The organism is Isoptericola halotolerans (assembly GCF_003003075.1).
Taxonomy (GTDB): Bacteria; Actinomycetota; Actinomycetes; order Actinomycetales; family Cellulomonadaceae; genus Isoptericola; species Isoptericola halotolerans_A.
On the sequence record NZ_PVTX01000005.1, the window covers coordinates 24,820 to 44,804 of the forward strand.

Annotated in this window: 18 protein-coding genes; 8 read left to right on the forward strand and 10 right to left on the reverse strand. The window is 74.3% G+C overall.

Features of this window, described 5'->3' with window-relative positions; translation table 11 throughout:
- The 6 genes from BCL65_RS08335 (at position 1) to BCL65_RS08360 (ending at position 5,530) form a co-directional block, all read left to right on the forward strand.
- Positions 1-936, forward strand: coding sequence for an amino acid ABC transporter permease (locus tag BCL65_RS08335; RefSeq protein ID WP_106267010.1), 936 nt, complete (start codon positions 1-3; stop codon positions 934-936).
- Positions 933-1,709, forward strand: coding sequence for an amino acid ABC transporter ATP-binding protein (locus BCL65_RS08340; protein WP_106267012.1), 777 nt, complete (start codon positions 933-935; stop codon positions 1,707-1,709). Before BCL65_RS08335 ends, BCL65_RS08340 begins: the two co-directional genes overlap by 4 nt.
- Entirely contained in the window at positions 1,706-2,944 is a 1,239-nt protein-coding gene (locus BCL65_RS08345) for a M20/M25/M40 family metallo-hydrolase (RefSeq protein ID WP_106267014.1), read from the forward strand. The genes BCL65_RS08340 and BCL65_RS08345 overlap by 4 nt, the downstream gene beginning before the upstream one ends.
- Positions 2,941-4,224 (forward strand): cyanophycinase, encoded by a 1,284-nt coding sequence (locus BCL65_RS17795; protein ID WP_125206516.1) that lies wholly within the window; start codon positions 2,941-2,943, stop codon positions 4,222-4,224. Before BCL65_RS08345 ends, BCL65_RS17795 begins: the two co-directional genes overlap by 4 nt.
- Before the next feature lie 88 nt (positions 4,225-4,312).
- Positions 4,313-5,188, forward strand: coding sequence for a MurR/RpiR family transcriptional regulator (locus tag BCL65_RS08355; RefSeq protein ID WP_181340727.1), 876 nt, complete (start codon positions 4,313-4,315; stop codon positions 5,186-5,188).
- A 51-nt stretch (positions 5,189-5,239) separates the two neighbouring features.
- The gene (locus tag BCL65_RS08360) at positions 5,240-5,530 is read left to right on the forward strand and encodes a DUF1905 domain-containing protein (RefSeq protein ID WP_374956678.1); all 291 of its coding nucleotides are present in this window, start codon (positions 5,240-5,242) and stop codon (positions 5,528-5,530) included.
- A 7-nt stretch (positions 5,531-5,537) separates the two neighbouring features.
- On the opposite strand, the gene BCL65_RS08365 is transcribed toward BCL65_RS08360, so the two are convergent.
- Positions 5,538-6,173 carry a MarC family protein gene (locus tag BCL65_RS08365; protein WP_106267018.1) on the reverse strand — a complete coding sequence of 212 codons (636 nt, stop codon included), beginning with the start codon at positions 6,171-6,173 and terminating at the stop codon, positions 5,538-5,540.
- Positions 6,170-7,021, reverse strand: a complete 852-nt coding sequence (locus BCL65_RS08370) for a PHP domain-containing protein (protein ID WP_106267020.1) — start codon at positions 7,019-7,021, stop codon at positions 6,170-6,172. The genes BCL65_RS08365 and BCL65_RS08370 overlap by 4 nt, the downstream gene beginning before the upstream one ends.
- 97 nt (positions 7,022-7,118) lie before the next feature.
- On the opposite strand from BCL65_RS08370, the gene BCL65_RS08375 reads away from it, so the two are divergent.
- Both BCL65_RS08375 and BCL65_RS08380 read left to right on the forward strand, forming a co-directional pair.
- Complete coding sequence (locus tag BCL65_RS08375; protein WP_243400948.1) at positions 7,119-7,940, forward strand: alpha/beta fold hydrolase; 822 nt, start codon at positions 7,119-7,121, stop codon at positions 7,938-7,940.
- Between the two features lie 43 nt (positions 7,941-7,983).
- On the forward strand, positions 7,984-9,528 hold the full coding sequence (locus BCL65_RS08380) for an aminopeptidase P family protein (protein WP_106267022.1): 1,545 nt from the start codon (positions 7,984-7,986) through the stop codon (positions 9,526-9,528).
- 66 nt (positions 9,529-9,594) lie between these two features.
- Here the strand turns inward: BCL65_RS08380 and BCL65_RS08385 are convergent, their stop codons facing one another.
- From BCL65_RS08385 to BCL65_RS08420, 8 genes are all read right to left on the reverse strand, one after another.
- Positions 9,595-10,578 (reverse strand): hypothetical protein, encoded by a 984-nt coding sequence (locus BCL65_RS08385; protein WP_106267024.1) that lies wholly within the window; start codon positions 10,576-10,578, stop codon positions 9,595-9,597.
- Positions 10,579-10,760: 182 nt separating this feature from the next.
- Positions 10,761-11,627: a general stress protein gene (locus tag BCL65_RS08390; RefSeq protein WP_106267026.1), complete on the reverse strand. Its 867-nt coding sequence runs from the start codon at positions 11,625-11,627 to the stop codon at positions 10,761-10,763.
- Positions 11,628-11,713: 86 nt separating this feature from the next.
- Positions 11,714-14,578 (reverse strand): FAD-binding and (Fe-S)-binding domain-containing protein, encoded by a 2,865-nt coding sequence (locus tag BCL65_RS08395; protein ID WP_106267028.1) that lies wholly within the window; start codon positions 14,576-14,578, stop codon positions 11,714-11,716.
- Positions 14,569-15,522 carry a BadF/BadG/BcrA/BcrD ATPase family protein gene (locus BCL65_RS08400; protein ID WP_106267030.1) on the reverse strand — a complete coding sequence of 318 codons (954 nt, stop codon included), beginning with the start codon at positions 15,520-15,522 and terminating at the stop codon, positions 14,569-14,571. Before BCL65_RS08400 ends, BCL65_RS08395 begins: the two co-directional genes overlap by 10 nt.
- Positions 15,519-16,442 (reverse strand): N-acetylmuramic acid 6-phosphate etherase, encoded by a 924-nt coding sequence (gene murQ, locus BCL65_RS08405; protein WP_106267032.1) that lies wholly within the window; start codon positions 16,440-16,442, stop codon positions 15,519-15,521. The genes BCL65_RS08400 and murQ overlap by 4 nt, the downstream gene beginning before the upstream one ends.
- Before the next feature lie 35 nt (positions 16,443-16,477).
- Positions 16,478-17,977: a sodium:solute symporter gene (locus tag BCL65_RS08410; protein ID WP_243400947.1), complete on the reverse strand. Its 1,500-nt coding sequence runs from the start codon at positions 17,975-17,977 to the stop codon at positions 16,478-16,480.
- 56 nt (positions 17,978-18,033) lie between these two features.
- Positions 18,034-19,227, reverse strand: a complete 1,194-nt coding sequence (locus BCL65_RS08415; RefSeq protein WP_106267034.1) for an anhydro-N-acetylmuramic acid kinase — start codon at positions 19,225-19,227, stop codon at positions 18,034-18,036.
- Positions 19,224-19,943 (reverse strand): GntR family transcriptional regulator, encoded by a 720-nt coding sequence (locus BCL65_RS08420; protein ID WP_106267036.1) that lies wholly within the window; start codon positions 19,941-19,943, stop codon positions 19,224-19,226. Before BCL65_RS08420 ends, BCL65_RS08415 begins: the two co-directional genes overlap by 4 nt.
- Positions 19,944-19,985 lie beyond the last annotated feature (42 nt).

A 19,985-nucleotide genomic window follows, 5' to 3' on the forward strand; every position in this document is an offset into this window, starting at 1 on the left:
ATGAGCTCGACCATGACCCCTGCTCCCGGCGTCACGGCCGACCCGGCCGACCCGGCCCTGCCCGTCGTCCCCCTGCGGCACCGCGGGCGCTTCGTCGCCGGGCTGATCGTGCTCGTCCTGACCGCCTCGTTCCTCGTGAACGTCGCCGGCAACCCGAACCTGGACTGGCCGACCGTCGGCGAGTACCTGTTCGCACCCCTGACGTTCCGCGGGCTCGTCGTGACCCTCTGGCTCACCTTCGCCGGCATGGCGATCGGGATCGTCGGCGGCGTCGTCGTCGCCGTCATGCGGCTGTCCGCCAACCCGGTGCTGCGCACCGTCGCCGGGCTCTACGTGTGGGTCTTCCGGGGCACGCCGATCCTCATCCAGATCATCTTCTGGGGCTTCCTCGGTGCGTTCGTCCCCACGATCACCCTCGGCATCCCGTTCACCGACGTCGTGCTGTACTCGGCACAGACCTCGACCCTGATCCCGGCCACCGTCGCGGCGCTGCTGGCGCTCGGGCTCAACGAGATCGCCTACGGCTCCGAGATCGTCCGGGCCGGCATCCAGGCGGTCGACCACGGCCAGACCGAGGCGGCGAAGTCGCTCGGCATGACCCCCGCGCAGACCCTGCGCAGGGTCGTCCTGCCGCAGGCCATGCGGGTCATCGTCCCGCCCATGGGCAACGAGACCCTCACCATGCTCAAGACCACCGCGCTCGTGTCGGTGATCGCGGGGCAGGACCTGCTGTCCAACCTGCAGGCCGTCTACGCCCAGAACTTCAAGGTGATCCCCCTGCTGATCGTGGCGAGCATCTGGTTCCTCGTCCTGACGACCCTGTTCACCATCCCCCAGCGCCGGCTCGAGCAGCGGTTCGGTCGTGGCGTCGCAGGCAGCGCGGTGGCCCGGCGACCCTTCGCCCGTGCCCTCGAGACCTGGAAGGCCCGCCGATGAGCTCCGCACCCCCCGCCCCGGTCATCGACGCCCGTGGCGTCACCAAGTCCTTCGGCACCAACACCGTGCTGCGGGGCATCGACCTCGAGGTCCACCCGGGCCAGGTCGTCTGCCTGCTCGGACCGTCGGGCTCCGGGAAGTCGACGTTCCTGCGCTGCGTCAACCACCTGGAGCGCATCGACGGCGGCCGCCTGCTCGTGGACGGCCAGGACGTCGGCTACGAGCTGCGCCACGGCAAGCTCTACGAGCTGACCGAGCGCAGGATCGCCCGTCGGCGCGCCGAGATCGGCATGGTCTTCCAGCGGTTCAACCTGTTCCCGCACCGGACGGCTCTGGAGAACGTCGTCGAGGGGCCCGTCGTGGTCCGTCGGCGCTCCCGCGCCCAGGTGCTCGAGCGAGGGCGCGAGCTCCTCGACCGGGTGGGACTCGCCGACCGCGCCTCCGCCTACCCGTCGCAGCTGTCCGGCGGTCAGCAGCAGCGGGTGGCCATCGCCCGCGCGCTCGCCATGGAACCGCGGCTGCTGCTGTTCGACGAGCCGACCTCGGCCCTGGACCCCGAGCTCGTCGGGGAGGTCCTGGACGTCATGCGCGACCTCGCCCGGGACGGCATGACGATGCTGGTCGTGACGCACGAGGTCGGGTTCGCCCGCGAGGTCGCCGACGTGGCCGCCTTCATGGCCGACGGCGTCATCGTCGAGACCGGCCCGCCCCGCCAGGTCCTCGACGACCCGCAGCACGAGCGCACGCAGTCCTTCCTGGCGAGGGTGCTGTGACGGCGCCCGGCCCTGCCGGCGTCCTCGGCACGGACGACGCCACGGACCTGCTCGGACGCGCCCGGGAGGCCGCGGAAGGCTTCGTCGCGGACCTCGTCGAGCTCACGTCGTTCGACTCCGGGACGTGGAACCCGGCCGGCACGCGCCGTGCGGCCACGTGGTGCGCCGACCGCCTCCGGTCGTTCGGGGCCCGCACGGAGATCGTCGAGGTCCACCGCACGGGCCCGCCGGTGGGCCCGGCCCTCGTCGCGCGGCTCCCCGTGCCCGGCCCCGGGACGGTCCTGCTCGTCGGCCACACGGACACCGTCTACCCCGACGGCACCGCCGCCGCCCGGCCGGCCGTCCGCGACGGGGACCGGCTGAATGGCCCCGGCGTGAGCGACGACAAGGGCGGCGTGCTCGCCGGCATCCACGCCATGCGTCTGCTGGCCGACCTGCCCGGCCCGCACGACGGCGAGGTCGTCCTGCTGCTCAGCCCCGACGAGGAGGTGGGGTCGCCCCAGACGGTGAGCCTGCTGACAGCGCTGGCCCGGGAGGCCGACGTCGTCCTCGGGCTGGAGTGCGCCCGGGAGAACGGCGACCTCGTCCTCGGTCGCAAGGGGGCGTGCGACGTCACGGTGGAGCTCAGGGGGCGGGCTGCGCACGCCGGCATCGAGCCCGAGCGCGGGATCGACGCCGCCGCCGCAGCCGCCGCGCTCGTGCTGTCGGTGCGCGACGCCGCCGCCGCACGGCCCGGCGTGACGATCAACGTCGGTGTGCTGCGCGCCGGCACCCGGCCCAACGTCGTCGCCGACCGCGCGCGCCTCGAGATCGAGGTGCGGGCGCCGTCGGCCGCCGCCCTCGACGAGGCCCTGCTGGCGGTGGACGACCTGGTGGACGCGGTGGCCGTCGGCGGCGTCTCCGGGACCACGGAGCGCAGCGGGTCGTGCCCTCCGCTGGAGCCGACGCCGGCGTCCCGCCGCCTCCTCGACCTCGCCGTGCGCCGTGGCCGCCGGACCGGCCTCGCCGTGGACGGCGCCCTGACCGGAGGGGTGTCCGACGCGAACTTCGCGGCGGCGACCGGCACGCCGACCCTCGACGGCCTCGGGCCCGTGGGCGGCGGCGACCACAGCGCCGCCGAGTGGCTCGACGTCGCGACAGCACCCGCACGGATCGCCCTCCTGGCCGGCCTCGTCCTCGACGCCGGCCGGCTCCTCGCCCCGCAGGAAACGCCCTCACGAAAGGAACACCCATGACGACGTCACCACGTGGTGCCCGTCTGGCCGCCCTCCTCGCGGGCACGGCCGTGGCCGTGCCCCTCCTTCTCGCCGGCCCCGCCGGGGCCACCCAGCCCGAGGCGGGCGACGGCGGCCAGCTGGTCCTCGTCGGCGGCAGCCTCGCGGACGACAACGCGGAGGTCTACGGCGAGATCGTCGAACGCGCCGGTGGTGCCGACGCCCGGATCGGGATCATCACCGCCGCGGCCGTCCCGGCGTCCCAGGACCCTGACGCGGGCACCGAGGACGGCAACAACTCGGTCGACAACGGCACCTACTACGCCGACCTCCTCGAGGGCTTCGGTGCCGGGGAGACGACCTGGATCCCGCTCGACCTCGACCACCCGGAGGTCGCGCACGACCCGGCCGTCGTGGAGCAGGTCGGCGAGCTCACCGGCTTCTTCTTCGGCGGGGGCGACCAGTACCGCTACGTGACCCTGATGACGCAGGGCCCCGAGCAGGAGGACACCCCGCTGCTCGCCGCCGTCCGGGACCGCTTCGAGGACGGCGCCGTCGTCGCGGGGACCTCCGCCGGCATGCAGATCATGGCCGGGGCGAACATGGTCACGGGCGGCGAGAGCTGGGAGGCGCTCGCGAACGGCAGCGCGCCCGGCTACTTCGACGACCCCACCGAGCTCGGCTACCTCCCTCGCGGCGGCTTCGGGTTCTTCGCCTCGGGGCTGCTCGACACGCACTTCGGCGCGTGGGGCCGCCAGGGGCGTGCGATCCGCCTGGCGAGCGACACCGACGAGGAGCGGGTGTTCGGCGTCGACCCGAACACGGCGCTGGTGGTCGACCACGCCGGGACCGACCACGAGCAGCTCTCCGTCCTCGGCGAGAACGGTGTCAACCTGCTGGACCTGCGGGACGCCCGTCCCCGCATCTCCCGGGGCGAGTGGAGCATCCGCGGCGTGCGGTGGTCCTGGCTGGCCGACGGCGACCGGTACGACGCCGCACGACGGGACGTCACGCCGTCGGCGGCTGCCCGGGAGCTGCGCCCGACGGTGCGCGGCACGGACGCGCAGCGCACGGACGTGTTCTCCTCGCTCGCCGGTGACGGCACCGAGTTCGTGCTGTCCGACCTGGCGCGCGCGCTGGCCTCGTCGAAGGACCGCAGGACGACCGGCACCACGTTCGAGACGGACCCGCGCTTCCAGGTCGGGCTCGTGGAGGGACCGGGGTTCCGCGCCTACACCACCGACGGGTCGCAGGCGTCGTCCTACGAGTCCCTCCGGGTGTCGGTCCGCGCGACCCGCTGACCGATCCCGGGACGGTGCCGGGTGGCGTGGCGACGGGTCCGCGACCCCTTGCTACGCTGCCCGGCACCCGCACAGACAGGAGTCCTCGGTGGAGACCACCAGCCACCCGCGGTCCGGGTTGGCGGACCGGATCCGGCGCGGCCTCGGCGACTGCACCCCCGCCGAGCGCAAGGTCGGCCGGGTGCTCCTCTCGGCGTACCCGTCCGCCGGGTTCGAGACGGTCGCCGTGCTCGCGGCGCGGGCCGGCGTGAGCGGACCGACCGTCGTCCGGTTCGTCGCCCGGCTCGGGTTCACCGGGTTCCCCGACTTCCAGGCGGCGCTGCGCGCAGACCTCGACGACCGCAGCGCCTCGCCGCTGGCGCTGTACGAGACGCGCGACGTCGCGGCGACCTCCGGGACGGAGGACGCGCTGGCGCGGTACGCGCCGGCTGCCGTCCGGGCGGTCCAGCACACCTTCGACCGGCTGCCGCCGAGCGACGTCGCACGCACCGTCGAGCTCCTCGCCCACGAGGGCCGCCGCGTGCTGGTGGTCGGCGGGCGGTTCAGCCGGCTCCTCGGCCTCTACCTGGTGCAGCACCTGCAGCAGATGCGGCCCGACGTCGAGTTCGTGTCCGACCGGCCCGAGTGGCGGGCCAACGCCTTCACCGACCTCCACCACCGCGACGTGCTGGTGGTCTTCGACTACCGGCGGTACGAGCAGGAGTCGCTCACGCTCGCCCAGTTCGCCGCCGACCGGAAGGCCTCGATCGTCCTCTTCACGGACGCCTGGCTCTCACCGGTCGCGTCGCTGGCCGACGCGGTCCTGCCCAGCGACACGGGGTCGTCCTCGCCCTACGACACGATGGCTCCCGCGATGGCCGTGGTCGAGGCGGTCGTGTCGGGGGTGCTCACCGCGCGCGGCCCGGACGCCCACCACCGCATGGAGCAGATCGAGGCGACCGGGACCTCGCTCGGGATCCTCTGAGGCTCCCGGCCGGTGTCGGCGGCGAGGCGTAACCTCGCACCCGTGGAGCTCATGTTCACCGCGCCGTTGTGGCGATGGGACGCCCGGCAGGACGACGCGTGGTGGTTCGTCACCGTGCCGCCCGACGCGTCGGACGTCCTGGCCGACCTGCCGCTGCCGCCGCGGGGCTTCGGCTCGATCCGGGTACGCGTCACGGTGGGCGCCACCACCTGGAGCACGTCGGTGTTCCCATCCCGGGAGCAGAACGGCTACGTGCTGCCGATGAAGAAGTCGGTGCGGCAGGCCGAGAACCTCGTGGCCGACGCCCCGGTCCACGTCACCCTCGCGCCCCGCGACGCCTGACGCAGCGCTATGCCGTCTGCACGAACTCGATGATGGCGTCGGCGATCTGCTGCACGGCGATCGCTGCGAGCAGGATGCCGGCGATCCGCGTGATGAGCGTGACCCCGGAGTCCTTCAGGACGCGGTGCAGCACGTCGGCGAAGCGCATCGCCAGGTAGAGGCTGACGTGCACCAGCACGATGGCGACCGAGATCGCCACGATCCCCGGCACGCCCTCGTCCTCCGAGCGGGCCTGCTGGACGAACACCATGGTGGCGACGATGGCACCGGGCCCGGCCAGGAGCGGCGTGCCGAGCGGCACCAGCGCCACGTTGGCGCCCGGGGTCGCTGCCGTCGCCTCGCCCGAGTCGAACTTCCCGGTGAGGAGCTGCATCGCGACGATGAGGAGCAGCAGGCCCCCCGAGGCCTGGAGCGCCGCGAGCGAGATGCCCATGTACTGCAGCAGCTGCTGGCCGAACAGCGCGAACACCACGATCACGGCGAACGCGACCGTGACGGCCTGGAGCGCCGCCCGGCTGCGCTGCTTGGAACCCATCGTGGACGTGAGCGCCAGGAACACCGGGATGGTGCCCGGGGGATCCATGATCACCCAGAGCGTCACGAACGCCTGCGTGAACAGGGTCAGGTCGATCACCTGGCTCACGGCCGCAGCACCTCCAGCTTCCCCCGCCGCTCGATCTCGGCCAGCACGGCGGGATCCGTGGTGTTCTCGCCGATCAGGTTGCGCTTGCCGGCGCCGTGGTAGTCGCTGGAGCCGGTGGTCAGCAGACCCAGCTCGGCGGCGACCTCCCGCAACCGTGCCCGGTCCGCCGCGTCGTGGTCGCGGTGGTCGACCTCGAGTCCGGCGAGGCCCGCGTCCGCGAGCGCCGCCAGCGTCTCCTCGTCGACGACGCGGCCCCGTTTCCCGGCCCGCGGGTGGGCCATGACCGGCACCCCGCCGGCGGCCAGCACCGTCCGGACCGCGTCCGCGGTGTCCGGGGCGTAGTGCGGCACGTAGTAGGGGGCGCCCGGGTGCAGCATCGTCGCGAACGCCTCGTCCCGGTGGGCGACGACACCTGCCACGACCAGCGCGTCCGCGAGGTGCGGGCGCCCCACCGTGGCGCCGTCGTGCGTCTGGGCGAGGACGTCCTGCCACGTCAGCGGGAAGTCCTCCGCCAGCCGGTCGGTCATCCGGCGGGCCCGGGTCAACCGGTCGTCGCGGGTGCGGGCCAGCTCGGCCACGAGAGCCGGATGGGCCGGATCGTGCAGGTAGGCGAGCAGGTGGACGCTGATGCCGCCGTCGGGCGTCGCGATCCGGGTGGAGATCTCGGTGCCGCGGACCAGCGCGACCCCCGTCCGCGCGACCGTGGCGGCGGCGTCGGCCCAGCCGCTCGTGGTGTCGTGGTCGGTGAGCGCCACGACGGCCAGGCCGGCGGCGGCGGCGGCCTCCAGGACCTGACCGGGCGTGTCCGTGCCGTCGGACGCCCGCGAGTGCGTGTGGAGGTCGATCACTCGGCAAGTGTACGGACGGCGATGCGCACAACCTCTCCACGGCCCCCGCCGTTCGCGTCCGCCAGCGGTGCCGAGGCGCGCGCGACCATCGAAAGGTATGGACCAGCACACCGCTCTGATGCAGCGCGACGCCCACCCGCCGGTCGCGCGGCCCACGACGCCGCCACCGGGGGTCGTGTTCGTGCACGGCATGCGGACGTCGTCCGCGATCTGGCACGCGCAGGTCGACCACGTCCGGCACGCCGGCCACGAGGCGGTCGCCGTCGACCTGCCCGCCCACGGAGCACGACGCACCGAACGCTTCTCCATGCCCCGCGCGTTCGAGGTGATCGACCACGCGGCGCGCTCCTTCCGCCCCGGCACCCCCGTCGTCGTCGTGGGCCTGTCCCTGGGCGGCTACACCTCGCTGGCCTGGGCCGCCCACCGCAGCCAGGAAGGGGCCGCCGACAACGGACCCGAGCTCGCCGGCCTGGTGGCCGCCGGGTGCACCGCCGACCCGCGCGGCAAGCCGGTGGCCCTGTTCCGCGACGCCGCACGGCTGGCCGTCTCGGGGACGACGGCGGCACGGCGGGTCGCGCTCCGGACCTGGCGCGGACCGGTGGGCGCGGGGCGAGGCCGACCTGGCGGGACCGAGGTGCCGGACCCGGCGTACCGGCCCGGCTGGGACGTCGTGACGGACGCCCTCACCGGGCTCGCCGGCCGGTCGTCGGTGGCGAGCCTGCGTGCCATCCGGGCGCCGGTCTGGCTCGTCAACGGCGCCCGCGACCGCATGCGGCTCGAGGAGTCGCGCCACCTGGCCGCGGCCGCCCGCGGCGCGCTCGTCGTCGTCCCCGAGGCCGGGCACGACGTCAACACCGAGGCGCCCGCAGCGTTCAACCACACCCTGACCCGGGCCCTGCACGAGTTCGCCCGCAGGTGACCCGGCCTTCGACCTGCCGTGCGGCAGGTGGGAGACTGGACCCATGAGCGACACCACCCCGGTCGACCAGACCCGTGACGACGCCGTCGAGGACCGCGGGAGCAACCGTTCCCACCGCCCCGACTCGCAGGCGTTCAAGGACTTCATCACCTCGCAGTGGGGTCCGCGCCCCGATCTCGGCGTCACGCCGGGCCGCGCGGCACCCTTCACCGCCGAGCGGCGCGCCAGGTTGTCCGCCCGCTTCGCCGGCACCCGTCTGGTGCTCCCGGCGGGACCGCTCAAGCAGCGCTCCAACGACACCGACTACCGGTTCCGTCCCCACTCGGCGTTCGCCCACCTCACCGGGCTGGGCACCGACCAGGAGCCCGACGCCGTGCTGGTGCTGCACCCGGTGGCGGAGGGCGAGGGCGACCCCGGCGCGGACGGCAGCGGGTCGCACCACCACGCCGTGCTGTACGTGCGGCCGCTGGCCCCGCGTGACACCGAGGAGTTCTACGCCGACGCCCGCTACGGCGAGTTCTGGGTCGGCGCCCGTCCGAGCCTGGACGACGTCACCACGCTGACGGGCATCGAGGCGCGGCACGTGGACGAGCTGCGCGAGGCGCTCGCCAAGGACGTCGGCGAGGACGGCGTGCAGCTGCTGGTGATCACCGAGGCGGACGAGGAGATCGCGGCGCTCGTCGAGGCGATCCGCACCGAGGCCGGCACCCAGCAGGACGCGTCCGACGAGGCGCTCGCCGAGGCCGCCTCCGAGCTGCGCCTGGTCAAGGACGAGCTCGAGATCGAGCTCATGCGCGCCGCCGTCGGGCACACGATCGACGGCTTCGAGGCCGTGGTGCTCGCGCTGCCGCGCGCCGTCGGGCACCGCCGCGGCGAGCGGGTCGTCGAGACCACGTTCGACGCCCACGCGCGCCTCGAGGGCAACGCCGTGGGGTACGAGACCATCGCGGCCGCCGGCGAGCACGCCACGACCCTGCACTGGATCACCAACGACGGCGTGGTCCGCTCCGGCGACATGGTCCTGCTCGACGGCGGGGTCGAGGTCGACGAGCTGTACACCGCCGACGTCACCCGCACCCTGCCGGTGGACGGGGAGTTCACCGACGTCCAGCGCCGCATCTACACCGCCGTGCTGGACGCCGCGGACGCCGCGTTCGCCGTCGCGAAGCCCGGGGCGAAGTTCCGCGACGTCCACGCGGCCGCCATGGAGGTCATCGCGGCGCGGCTCGAGGAGTGGGGCCTGCTGCCCGTCACGGCCGAGGAGGCGCTGACCCCGGAGGGGCAGCAGCACCGCCGCTGGATGGTGCACGGCACCTCGCACCACCTCGGGCTGGACGTGCACGACTGCGCGCAGGCCCGCCGCGAGATGTACCTCGACGGGGTGCTGGAGCCGGGCATGGTCTTCACCATCGAGCCGGGCCTGTACTTCAAGGCCGACGACCTCGCCGTGCCGGAGGAGTACCGCGGGATCGGCGTGCGGATCGAGGACGACGTGCTCGTGACCGCGGACGGCAACGAGAACCTGTCGGCGGCGCTCCCCCGACGTCCCGAGGACGTCGAGGCCTGGATGGCCCGGCTGCGCGGCTGACCGTCCGGGCAGCCGACTCCGTTCGGCACGAGGTGACCTGTTCGGCACTCATGGGTGCCGAACAGGTCACCTCGTGCCGAACCGAGTCGCGGGCGGAGGCGGCAGGAACGGAACCGTCCGGAAGCCCCTGACCATCCCGGCCGGGAACTGTCGGGCGATGCGCTGCACCACCGACTCCTCCCCTCGCCGTGGCGCTGCGTCCGCAGCCATGAAGCGGATCGGATGGATGCCGGCCTCGTGGAGCGCATCGGCCCGCCGCTTCTCCTGCTCGATCTCCCGGCGGGCGTCGTGGCCGCGACGCACTCCGTCGTCGACGTACTTCACCCGCCCGTCGAACTCCACGTAGACACCGTGGTCGGGCCAGCCGAGGTCGCAGTGGTACATCCTCCGGCGGGTCTGCACGGGAACCTGCGTGACGGGCCGCGGCATGGACACCCGGAGGCAGACGTAGCGGATCCAGGTCTCCCACGGTGACTCGGCGCCGGCGTCCGCGTGGTCGAGCACCCATCGGGCACGGCGGGTCCCGTTGCGCCTGGTGACGGTGGCCAGGATCGAGCGTGCCGCGTCCACGTCGAGTGCCGGGACGAGACGGAGCGCGGAGTCGGCGACGACGAGCGCCTCCAGGGGATGCATGGCCAGAGCGCAGTCGACGACCGTGCGCTCGAGCGACGTCACGGGCAGGCCGGCGGCCCGGGCCTGCTGTCCGGGTGCGATGACACCGGTGTGACGGCGAAGATCGGCGGCCGCCCTGCCCGACGGGCGATAGGCCTGCCACAGGTGGGTCTGCTCCGGCGTGTCCCAAAGAGCGCACCCCCACAGCAGGGCCGCGGTCTGGTGACTGAAGAAGTGGGTCGCGCGCAGCTGACGGTGCACAGCCTCCGCCAGCCGGACGGCACGGCGGCGCGCGGCGGTGAACGACGACTCGGGCGCCTCCTCGGTGCCGACGTAGGCGCCGACGCGAATCCGTTCGGCGGTGCCGCGGCGGACCGCGCGCACGAGCTGCTGACGATGCGCCTCACGCGCGATGACGAGCTGTCCCGGCTGGATCATGCCGGCAGACTGACGAACCTCGCCCGCCCGCACCACGGACCTCTGGCGGTCGGTGGACACTCCGGACCTGTGGTCAGGTTCCGGCGGCGGCACCGTGCCGTTCACGTCGGCAGGAAGTCGCCTGTTCGGCAGAGAAGCCTGCCGAACAGGTCACTTCCTGCCGATCCGATGCGCGGTGGTCGTCACCGGTCGCGCGGGGGCGCGTACGGGTCGTCCGGATCCGCGGAGGGGCCCGGCGCCGCGGTGGGACCGGTGGCGGGCGGCTGCGGGCCGGTGCGGGACGGGTCCTCGGGCAGGTCGGGACCGGTGGCGGGCGGCTGCGGGTGCGACGGCCCCTCGCCGCCGGCCACCGAGGTGGTCGAGGAGCCGCTCGTGCCCGCCTCACCCGGCCCCGCGTCACGCGAGCCCGCGTCAGGCGCGCTCCCCTCGTCGGACCGTCCGGGAGCCTGCGTGCCGCCCGGGCGCATCGCCCCGTAGCGCGGGGCGCCGTCAGGCATGGTCCACCGCGGGTCCGGAGCCGCCGGCGCGGCCGGCGCCACGGGGCGCTCGGGCGTGCGCTGCTTGCCGAGTCCGCTGGGCGAGCCCGCGAGCATCCGCCGCGCCTCGCCGGCCTGCTCGGGGGCGCAGAGGATCGCGTACGTCGAGGCGACGATCTGCGACTGGGAGGTGAAGTCCCGGCGCCCGCCGGTGAACGCGTAGGACAGCACGGAGAACATCAGGCCGAACCCGGCACCGAGGCCGAGCGCGACCAGCAGCACGCTCGTCGCCCCGCCCGCGAACAGGGTGAGCAGCAGGCCGACGAAGAACCCGAACCAGGCGCCGGACAGGGCGCCGGCGAGCGCCACGCGCCCGTACGTGAGCCGACCGGTGACGCGCTCGACCATGCGCAGGTCGGTGCCCACGATCGTGACGTGCTGGACGGCGAACTTCTCGTCCGAGAGGTAGTCGACCGCCTTCTGCGCCTCGAGGTAGGAGTCGTAGGCGGCGATCTCCTCCCCCTTGGGCAGGGTCGGCACGCGGGGCACGACGGACTGACGACTCATGCTCATCTGCCCAGTATCCCGCACGGGACCACGGGACGGCTACACGTGGTGACTGCCCGTCGTGGCGGCGCGGGTCGACCGCTCGGGCACGCTCACCTGCGCGCCCGGGGCCCCACGACCTGCGCCGCGACCTCGAGCAGGTGCCGGTACGTGCGGCCCGTGGCCCGGGTCATCGCGATCTCGCAGGCCCGGTTGGAGGAGGCGTGCTCGGCGGCCGCGAGCTGTACGACCTCGGCGGCCTCGGCGGCCGTGGCCGCCGCGGTGAGCTCGGGGTGCAGCATCCCGCGGTCCCCCGCGAACCCGCAGCACGCCCAGTCCACCGGCACGTGGACCGTCCGGGCCACGGCGCGCGCGAGGGTGTGCAGGTCGCCGTCGGTCCCCGCCTTGACCGACGAGCACGTCGGGTGCAGCGTGACCGACGCGACCCGGCGCCCGTCGTCGACCGTCAGGCGCGGCAGCACCTGGCGCACCACGAACGAGAGCGCGTCGACCACGTCCGCCGCCCGAGGGTCCCCGGCCGCGCGCGCGGCGGCCATGATCGCCGCGACGCCCTCGCTGCACGACGACGCGTCGACCACCACGGGGACGTCGGCCCCGGTGCGCTCGCGGGCGGCCGCACGGGCGGCGTCGACCGCGGCCAGCACGCGTTCGGCCATCACCGCGTGGCCGTCGGCATACCCCTTGGAGGACCACGGCGTGCCGCAGCACAGACCGTCCAGCCCGGCGGGCACGACCAGTCCGACGCCGGCTGCCTCGCACAGCGCGGCGGTCGCCGCCTGCACGCCGTCGCCGCCGGGCTCGCCCGGTGCGAACATCGCCCCCTGGCAGCTCGGCAGGAACACCCCGGCGACGTCGCCGGGCACCCCTGTCCCACCGCGGGTGCCGCTGCGCCCTCGCCCGCCGCCCGGCAGGTCCGGTGACCACAGCGGCACGACGTCGTCGCCGAGCAGGCTCCGGGCGGCCCGGTTCGGCGCCTGGACAGCCGGTGCGGGGACCCGGGCCGCCGCGTCGAGCCCCGTGCCTGCGGCCGCGGTCACCGTGTCCCAGTGCGCGGCGGCGGTCCGCCACGCCCGTCGCCCGACGCCGCCACGGTCCTCGGCGCGCAGCCGCTTGACCAGGGCGCCGGTGTCGATACGGACGGGACAGGCCGTCGCGCACATCCCGTCGGCGGCGCAGGTGTCGACGCCGTCGTAGCGGAACTGCTCGGCGAGCTCGGCCGCCAGGGCCTCGTCCCCCTCGGCCGCGGCCCTGGCCTGCGCCCGTCGCACCACGATGCGCTGGCGCGGCGTGAGCGTGAGGTCGCGGCTCGGGCAGACGGGCTCGCAGTAGCCGCACTCCACGCACCGGTCGACCTCGGCGTCCACGTGGTCGACCGGCTTGAGGTCGGCCAGGTGCGCCCGCGGGTCGTCCGTGAGCACGACGCCGGGGTTGAGGATGCCCGCGGGGTCGAAGGCGCGCTTGACCTCGCGCAGCACGGCGACGAGACCGGCCGAGTACTGTCGCTCGACGAACGGTGCCATCGCGCGCCCGGTGCCGTGCTCCGCCTTGAGGTTGCCGCCCTGACGCAGCACCAGGGTCACGAGGTCCTCGGTGAACGCCGCCAGCCGGTCGAGCGCGGCGGGGTCGGTGGCGTCGCCGATCTCCTCGGTCACCATGAAGTGCAGGTTGCCGTCCTTGGCGTGCCCGAAGATCACCGGGTCGACGTACCCGTGCGCGGACAGCAGCGCAGCCAGCTCCCGGCAGGTGTCGGCCAGCCTCTCGACCGGCACGACCACGTCCTCGAGCAGGGCGGTCGTGCCCGGAGGACGCGCACCGGCGACCGCCGCGTAGAGCCCCTTGCGCACGCTCCACAGCGCGGCACGCTCGGCCGGGACGCGGGTCAGCTCGACGGGGACGACGGCGGGCAGCGCGTCGAGCACCACGCCCGCCGCGGCGACACGGTCGGCCAGGGACGACTCGTCGTCGGCCCGGTACTCGAGCAGGATCGCGGCGTGCTGGTCGATGTCGAACCCGCGGACGGCCGCGGGGGCGCCGGGGTCACGGCGGGCCACGCGCAACGACGTGGCGTCCATCAGCTCGAGCGCCGCGGCACCGGTCCCGACGAGGGCCGGCAGCGCGGCTGCCGCCCGCTCCACCGAGTCGAGCACGAGCAGGCCGGTCGCGGCGCAGGGCTGCACGGAGACCGTCCGGAAGACGGCCTCGGCGACGAACCCGAGCGTGCCCTCGGAACCGACGAGCAGGTGGACAAGCAGGTCCAGCGGGTCGGTGAAGTCGCAGAACGCGTCGAGCGAGTAGCCCATCGTGTTCTTCATGGCGAACCGCTCGCGGATCTCGGCGACCGAAGCGGGATCCGCGCGCACCCGGTCCCGCAGGCGTTCGAGCGCCGCCACCAGGCCGGGCTCCGCGGAGCGCAGCCGGTCCCGCGCGCCGGGCGCTGCCGTGTCCACGACCGTGCCCGACGCGAGCACCACCGTCAGCGACTCCAGCGTCCGGTAGCTGTTGTGCTCGACGCCCGCCGCCATGCCCGAGGAGTTGTTGGCGATGACTCCCCCGATCGTGCAGGCCGCCTCGCTCGCGGGGTCGGGGCCGAGCGCCCGGCCGAACGGCGCCAGTCGCGCGTTGACGGCCCGCACCGTCGCGCCGGGCTGCACCCGCACGCGCGCGCCGGCGTCGAGCACCTCGACGCGCCGGAACCCGCGCCGGGTGTCGAGCAGGAGCCCGCTGCCGGAGGCCTGCCCGGACAGGCTCGTGCCTCCGGACCGGAACGTCACCGGCGTGCCGTGCCGGGACGCGACGCCGAGGGCCCGGGCGACCGCTCCGGCGTCCTCGGCCACCGCCGCCACCTGCGGCACGAGCAGGTAGTGGGAGGCGTCCCGGGCGCGGGCGTGCCGGTCGATCGCCCGGGCGTGCACCCGGTCGCCACCGAGCGCCGCCCGCAGGTCGTCGATCAGGTCCATACGAAGTCCTCCTGCGTGACGACGGTGCCCTGGGCGGCCAGCCGGGCGAGGCGCAGCGCGCCGTCGAGCGGGTCGCCCTGCGCGGCACGGACCTCGACGTCGGGGCGCCGCGCGGCCACGCCGTCCGCGAACGCCGCGGTGAGCGCTCCCCCGGCCTGCGCCATCCCCCCGGTGAGCGCGACGAGCGGGGGCAGGTCGTCGCCGAGCGCGGCGAGCACGCTGACGGCTGCCGCGTCGCCGGCCGCCGCCAGCACGGCGCGCGCGGTCGCGTCGCCGGCCGTGGCCAGTCCCGCGACGTCGGCGGCGAAGGCCGCCAGCACCCCCGCCCGGTCCGGCCGGGGGTAGAGCTGGCCCGGCCAGGTCGACGGCTCGCCGAAGCGCCGGCGTCCCGCCTCCAGGAGCGCGGCGCCGGCCATGTCGATGCCGTCGGCCGTGCGCAACGCGGCCTCGAGGCCCTGGCGCCCGACCCACGCACCGCTGCCCCGGTCACCGAGCAGGTGGCCCCAGCCGTCCACGCGACGCCACCGGGTCCCGCTGCCCGGACCGCCGTGCCCGACGGCGATCGCCCCGGTGCCGAGGGCGACGACGGCACCGCCGGCGCCGCCGAGGGCGCCGAGGTGCGCCGTCACCGCGTCGACCGCGACGGCGGCCGGAGCCGACACCTCCTGCGCGACGGCGGCCACGAGGTCCTCGGGGTGCTCGACCAGGGAGGCCAGGCCCGTCGCCCCGACGCCGACGCCGTCCAGCGCCGCCGTCTCCCGCGGCCACCGTGCGGCGGCCTCCCGGAGCAGCCCTCGCACCACCCGGGTCACGCTGCTGCCCTGCACCCCGATCTCGACGGGGCCGCCCGTGAGCTCGTCGCGGGTGGCGCCGTCGGACCGGCGCAGGGCGACCCGGCTGCCCGACCCGCCGACGTCGAGGCCCAGGACCGTCAGGACCGTCACGGCTCTCCCGCCGGTGCGTGCACGGCCCGCAACGCCTCGCGCACGGCCCCGGCGTGCCGCCCCAGCAGCTCGCGCGCCCGCTCGACGTCGACGTCGCCGAGGGCCACGACGATGGCGACCTTCAGGTCGCCGTCGGTCCGGCCGAGCAGCTCGTGCGCCGCGGCGTTGTCCAGCCCCGTGGCCTCGCACAGGATCCGCACCGTCCGCTCGCGCAGCTTGGCGTTGGTCGCGACCACGGAGACCATGAGGTTGCTCCACGTGCGGCCGACGGCGATCATGAGCGCCGTCGAGAACCCGTTGAGCACGAGCTTCTGGGCGGTGCCGGCCTTGAGACGGGTGGAGCCGGTGATGGCCTCGGGCCCGGTGGCCAGCGCGATGTCGGTGTCCGCGAACCGTGCCAGCGGCGCACGCGGGTTGCTGGAGACGAGCACCGTGTACGCGCCGCCCGCCCGGGCGGCCTCCAGCGCCCCGCCGACGTAGGGCGTGGACCCGCTCGCGGCCAGACCGATCGCCAGGTCGTCGGGCCCGAGGGCGGCTCCGGCGCGGCGCCCGTCCTCGACCGAGTCCTCCGCGTTCTCGACGGCGCTCACCAGCGCCTCAGCCCCGCCCGCGACGTGCCCGACGACGCGTCCCGGCTCGAGGTTGAACGTGGGCAGGAGCTCGCTGGCGTCGAGCACCCCGAGGCGTCCGGAGGTCCCGGCACCGAAGTAGTGGACGCTCCCGCCGCGCCGGAACCGCTCGGCCGCGAGGTCGACGACGCGGGCGAGCTCGGGCAGGACCGCGGCGACCGCGCCGACGGCCACGTGGTCCTCGCTGTTGAGCAGGCGCAGGACCTCCAGCGTGCCGAGCGCGTCGAGGTCCTCGGTGGCGGGGTTGCGCCCCTCCGTCGGGGGCAGCGCGTCGGGGTTGTCGGTGTCCATGTCGTCCTGTTCTCTCGTCTCGGGGTGGCCGGGGCTCACCGCGTCAGTGCGGGCTCGGCCGCCTCGGCGGCCGGTGTGCGGTGGCGCAGCGACAGCAGCCCGCCGACCACGAACGTGACGATCACGCCCAGCAACGGGTACCACTGCCAGGCCACCCACACCTCGCCGGTCACGAACTTCTCCATGACGAAGAAGAACGCGTTGACGGCGACGGCGGCGACGAACGCGACGTTCGCGTCCAGGGCGTCCGCCCGCTTGTTGAGGATGCCGAACACGAACGCACCGAGCAGACCACCGTAGGTGATGCCCGCGATGCCGAGGGCGAGGATGACGATGTTGCCCTCGTCGGAGCGGAAGAACGCGGCGGGCGCGATGAACGCGAGGCCCCAGCCGATCGTGGCCCAGCGCCCCACCCGCAGGCCCTGGGCGTCCGTGACGGGTGTCTTCTTGAAGCGTCCGTACACGTCGGTGACCGTCGAGGAGGACAGCGCCGACAGCGACGAGGACAGCGTCGACATCGCGGCGGCGAGGATGCCGGCGAGCAGCAGGCCCGAGACGCCCTGCGGCAGCCCCTCGACGATGAACTTCGGGAACACCTCGTCGTCGCGGGTCAGGCCGAGCTGGTCGGGGCTCATGCCCTGGTAGTAGCCCCAGAGGGCGAGGCCCACGAGCAGGAACACCGCGAACTGGAAGAACACGATGACGCCGGACCAGATCAGCGCCTTCTGCGCCTCCACCTTGGACCGGCACGTCAGCAGGCGCTGCACCACGAGCTGGTCCGCCCCGTGGGAGGCCATCGCGAACACGGCGCCACCGATCAGCGACGGGACGAACGACGACGCGTCGGAGATCGGGTTGCCGGAGAAGACGAACATGGTGAGCTTGCCCGCGTCGGCCGCGTCGGCGAACCAGCCCCCGCCGGTCGTCACGGACACGACGATGATCGTCAGCACCCCGCCCAGCACGTAGAGGAACATCTGCGCGACGTCGACCCACACCACGGCCCGGATGCCGCCGATGAACGTGTACAGGATCGTCACGACGGCGAGCACCACGATGATCGTGAAGTAGTTCGCCTGGATACCCATCCCGTCGAGGATGAGCTTCAGGGGGATCGCGGCGGCCAGGACGCGGACGCCGTCGGCCAGGAGGCGGGTGACGAGGAACGTCACGCCCGCCGTCGTCTGCGTGCTCCGGCCGAACCGCTTGCCGAGGTAGGCGTAGGCCGTGACCATCTCACCGTCGTAGTAGCGCGGCAGCATGAAGAACGCCACGATCACGCGCCCGATGATGTAGCCGAGCGCCACCTGCAGGTAGGAGATGTCGCCCAAGAAGCTCATCACGGGGATGCCGACGACCGTCAGGGCACTGGTCTCGGTCGCGACGACCGAGAGGCAGACGGCCCACCACGGCAGGTTGCGCCCACCCAGGAAGTAGTCCTGGAGCCCTTTCTGCTTGCCGCTCAGCCGGAGGCCCAACCAGGCCGTGGCACCGAGGTAGGCGATGATCACCAGCAGGTCGAGTGTCTGCAGCATGCCGTGTCTCCTTCGTCAGGATGCGTCGATGGGGGGTAGCGGTGAGGGTGCTCGGGTCAGCGCGCGAGGCGCAGGCGCCGGGGGCCGTCGTCGCGCGGCTCGGGGAGCCGCAGCGGCGCGGAGCCGGGGGTGAACCTCCCGGCGACGGTGCCGTGCGAGGCCCCGGTGACGCTGGGCAGCGTGGCCGGCAGGCCGTGCCAGGACAGCCAGCCGACGAGCGCCATGAGGCAGGCCTCCTTGGCCGCCTCGGGCAGACCGAGAGCGTCGTGCGTGGTGCCGACGGCCACGCCGGAGCCCAGCTCGCGACGCAGGGCCGCCATGAGCGTCGGGTTCCGGGTGCCGCCGCCGGAGGCGACCACGGACCGCACGCCGTACCGGTGGCACGCGTCCGCGACGGTCCGTGCGGTGAGCGTGGTGAGCGTCGCGATGACGTCGTGGTCGTCCAGGCCGCCGTGCGCGGCGAGGAAGCGGTCGAGGTACGCGGCGTGGAACAGCTCCTTGCCGGTCGACTTCGGCGCGGGCAGCGCGTAGTACGGCTCGGCGAGGAGGTCATCGAGCAGCGCCGGCACGACGACGCCGCGCGCCGCGAGGGCGCCGCCGGTGTCGACACCGCGCGGGTCGCCGCTCATCCGGCGGGCCATGACGTCGATGAGCGCGTTGGCCGGTCCGGTGTCGAACGCGACCGTGTCGCGGGACGGCGCCACGACGGTCACGTTGGCGATCCCGCCGAGGTTCAGGGCCGCCGTCGGCACGTCGGCGCCGGCGAGGAGCAGGTGGTCGAGCATCCCCGCCAGCGGCGCGCCCTGGCCGCCGGCGGCGACGTCGCGCGACCGGACGTCGGACAGCACGGGGCTGCCGGTGCGCTCCGCGACCCAGGCGGGCTGCCCGATCTGCCACGTCCCCGTGACGGCTCCGTCGTGGACGTCGTGGCGCACCGTCTGGCCGTGCATCACCACGAGGTCCGCCGTCACGCCGGCGCGGGCGCAGGCGTCCGCGACGGCGTCCGCGCACGCCTGCCCGAACCGTGTGTCGACGCTGCTCACCAGCGCGAGCGGCACGTCCCGCGGCTCGAGGAGCCGCAGGATGTCGAGCCCGAGCTCCTCGTCGAACTCCACCTCGCGGAAGTCGAGCACGTCCATCGCCAGCTCGCCGCCGGGCGCGGTGTCGTCGGACTCGTCGAGCGTGAGCTCGACCAGGGCGACGTCGAGGGCGTCGGCCGAGGTCCCGGCCATGAGTCCGGCGACGATCATCGGTCCTCCTCCTGGCTGCCGGGGACCGACAGCTCCGTACGGATCTTGTAGCGGTCGCCCCGGTACACGGACCGGACGAACTCGATCACCTCGCCGTGCCGTCCCCACGACGTCCGCTCGAACTGCAGGGCGGGCGTGTGCACCGGGACGTCGAGGTCGCGCGCCTCCTGCGCGTCGACGACCGTCGGCTCGGCGGTCTGCACGGCGCGCGCGAGGACGATGCCGTAGCGCTCGCCCAGCAGCTCGTAGAACGACCGGTCCTCGAGGTCGGCCGCCACCAGGCCGGGCACCAGAGCGGCCGGGACGTGCAGCTCCTCGACCGCCATCGGCTCGTCGTCGGCGAGGCGCAGCCGGGTGATCTGCACGACGTCGTCCGACGCCGCGACCTTCAGCCGCCGACCGGTGCGAGCACCGACCGGGCCGACCTCGAAGGTGAGCGTGCGCGCCCCGGGTCGGAGCCCGCGGGCCCGCATGTCCTCGGAGAACGAGCTGGCCATGAGGCCTTGCGACAGCTTGGGCCCGAGGGCGAAGACCCCGGCGCCGTGCCGGCGGCGGACGGCTCCGCGCACCACGAGCTCGTCGATGGCGCGCCGCAGCGTCATGCGCGAGACGCCGAGGCTCTGCGCCAGGTCGCGCTCGGGCGGGAGCTGCTCCCCGGCCGCCATCGTGTCGAGGCGGTCGAGGATCTGGTCACGCACGGCGTGGTACTTGGTCACCGGGCCATTGAGTCACAGAACGGGGATCAGATCAAGACCACT

Bases quoted from the DNA above. Each gene is read 5' to 3' on its own strand.
- murQ (WP_106267032.1), bottom strand. From the start codon at position 16,442: ATGGACACCGACAACCCCGACGCGCTGCCCCCGACGGAGGGGCGCAAC.
- BCL65_RS08340 (WP_106267012.1), top strand. From the start codon at position 933: ATGAGCTCCGCACCCCCCGCCCCGGTCATCGACGCCCGTGGCGTCACC.
- BCL65_RS08375 (WP_243400948.1), top strand. From the start codon at position 7,119: ATGGACCAGCACACCGCTCTGATGCAGCGCGACGCCCACCCGCCGGTC.
- BCL65_RS08380 (WP_106267022.1), top strand. From the start codon at position 7,984: ATGAGCGACACCACCCCGGTCGACCAGACCCGTGACGACGCCGTCGAG.
- BCL65_RS08335 (WP_106267010.1), top strand. From the start codon at position 1: ATGAGCTCGACCATGACCCCTGCTCCCGGCGTCACGGCCGACCCGGCC.
- BCL65_RS08390 (WP_106267026.1), bottom strand. From the start codon at position 11,627: ATGAGCATGAGTCGTCAGTCCGTCGTGCCCCGCGTGCCGACCCTGCCC.
- BCL65_RS08360 (WP_374956678.1), top strand. From the start codon at position 5,240: ATGTTCACCGCGCCGTTGTGGCGATGGGACGCCCGGCAGGACGACGCG.
- BCL65_RS17795 (WP_125206516.1), top strand. From the start codon at position 2,941: ATGACGACGTCACCACGTGGTGCCCGTCTGGCCGCCCTCCTCGCGGGC.
- BCL65_RS08385 (WP_106267024.1), bottom strand. From the start codon at position 10,578: ATGATCCAGCCGGGACAGCTCGTCATCGCGCGTGAGGCGCATCGTCAG.
- BCL65_RS08415 (WP_106267034.1), bottom strand. From the start codon at position 19,227: ATGATCGTCGCCGGACTCATGGCCGGGACCTCGGCCGACGCCCTCGAC.
- BCL65_RS08395 (WP_106267028.1), bottom strand. From the start codon at position 14,578: ATGGACCTGATCGACGACCTGCGGGCGGCGCTCGGTGGCGACCGGGTG.
- BCL65_RS08410 (WP_243400947.1), bottom strand. From the start codon at position 17,977: ATGCTGCAGACACTCGACCTGCTGGTGATCATCGCCTACCTCGGTGCC.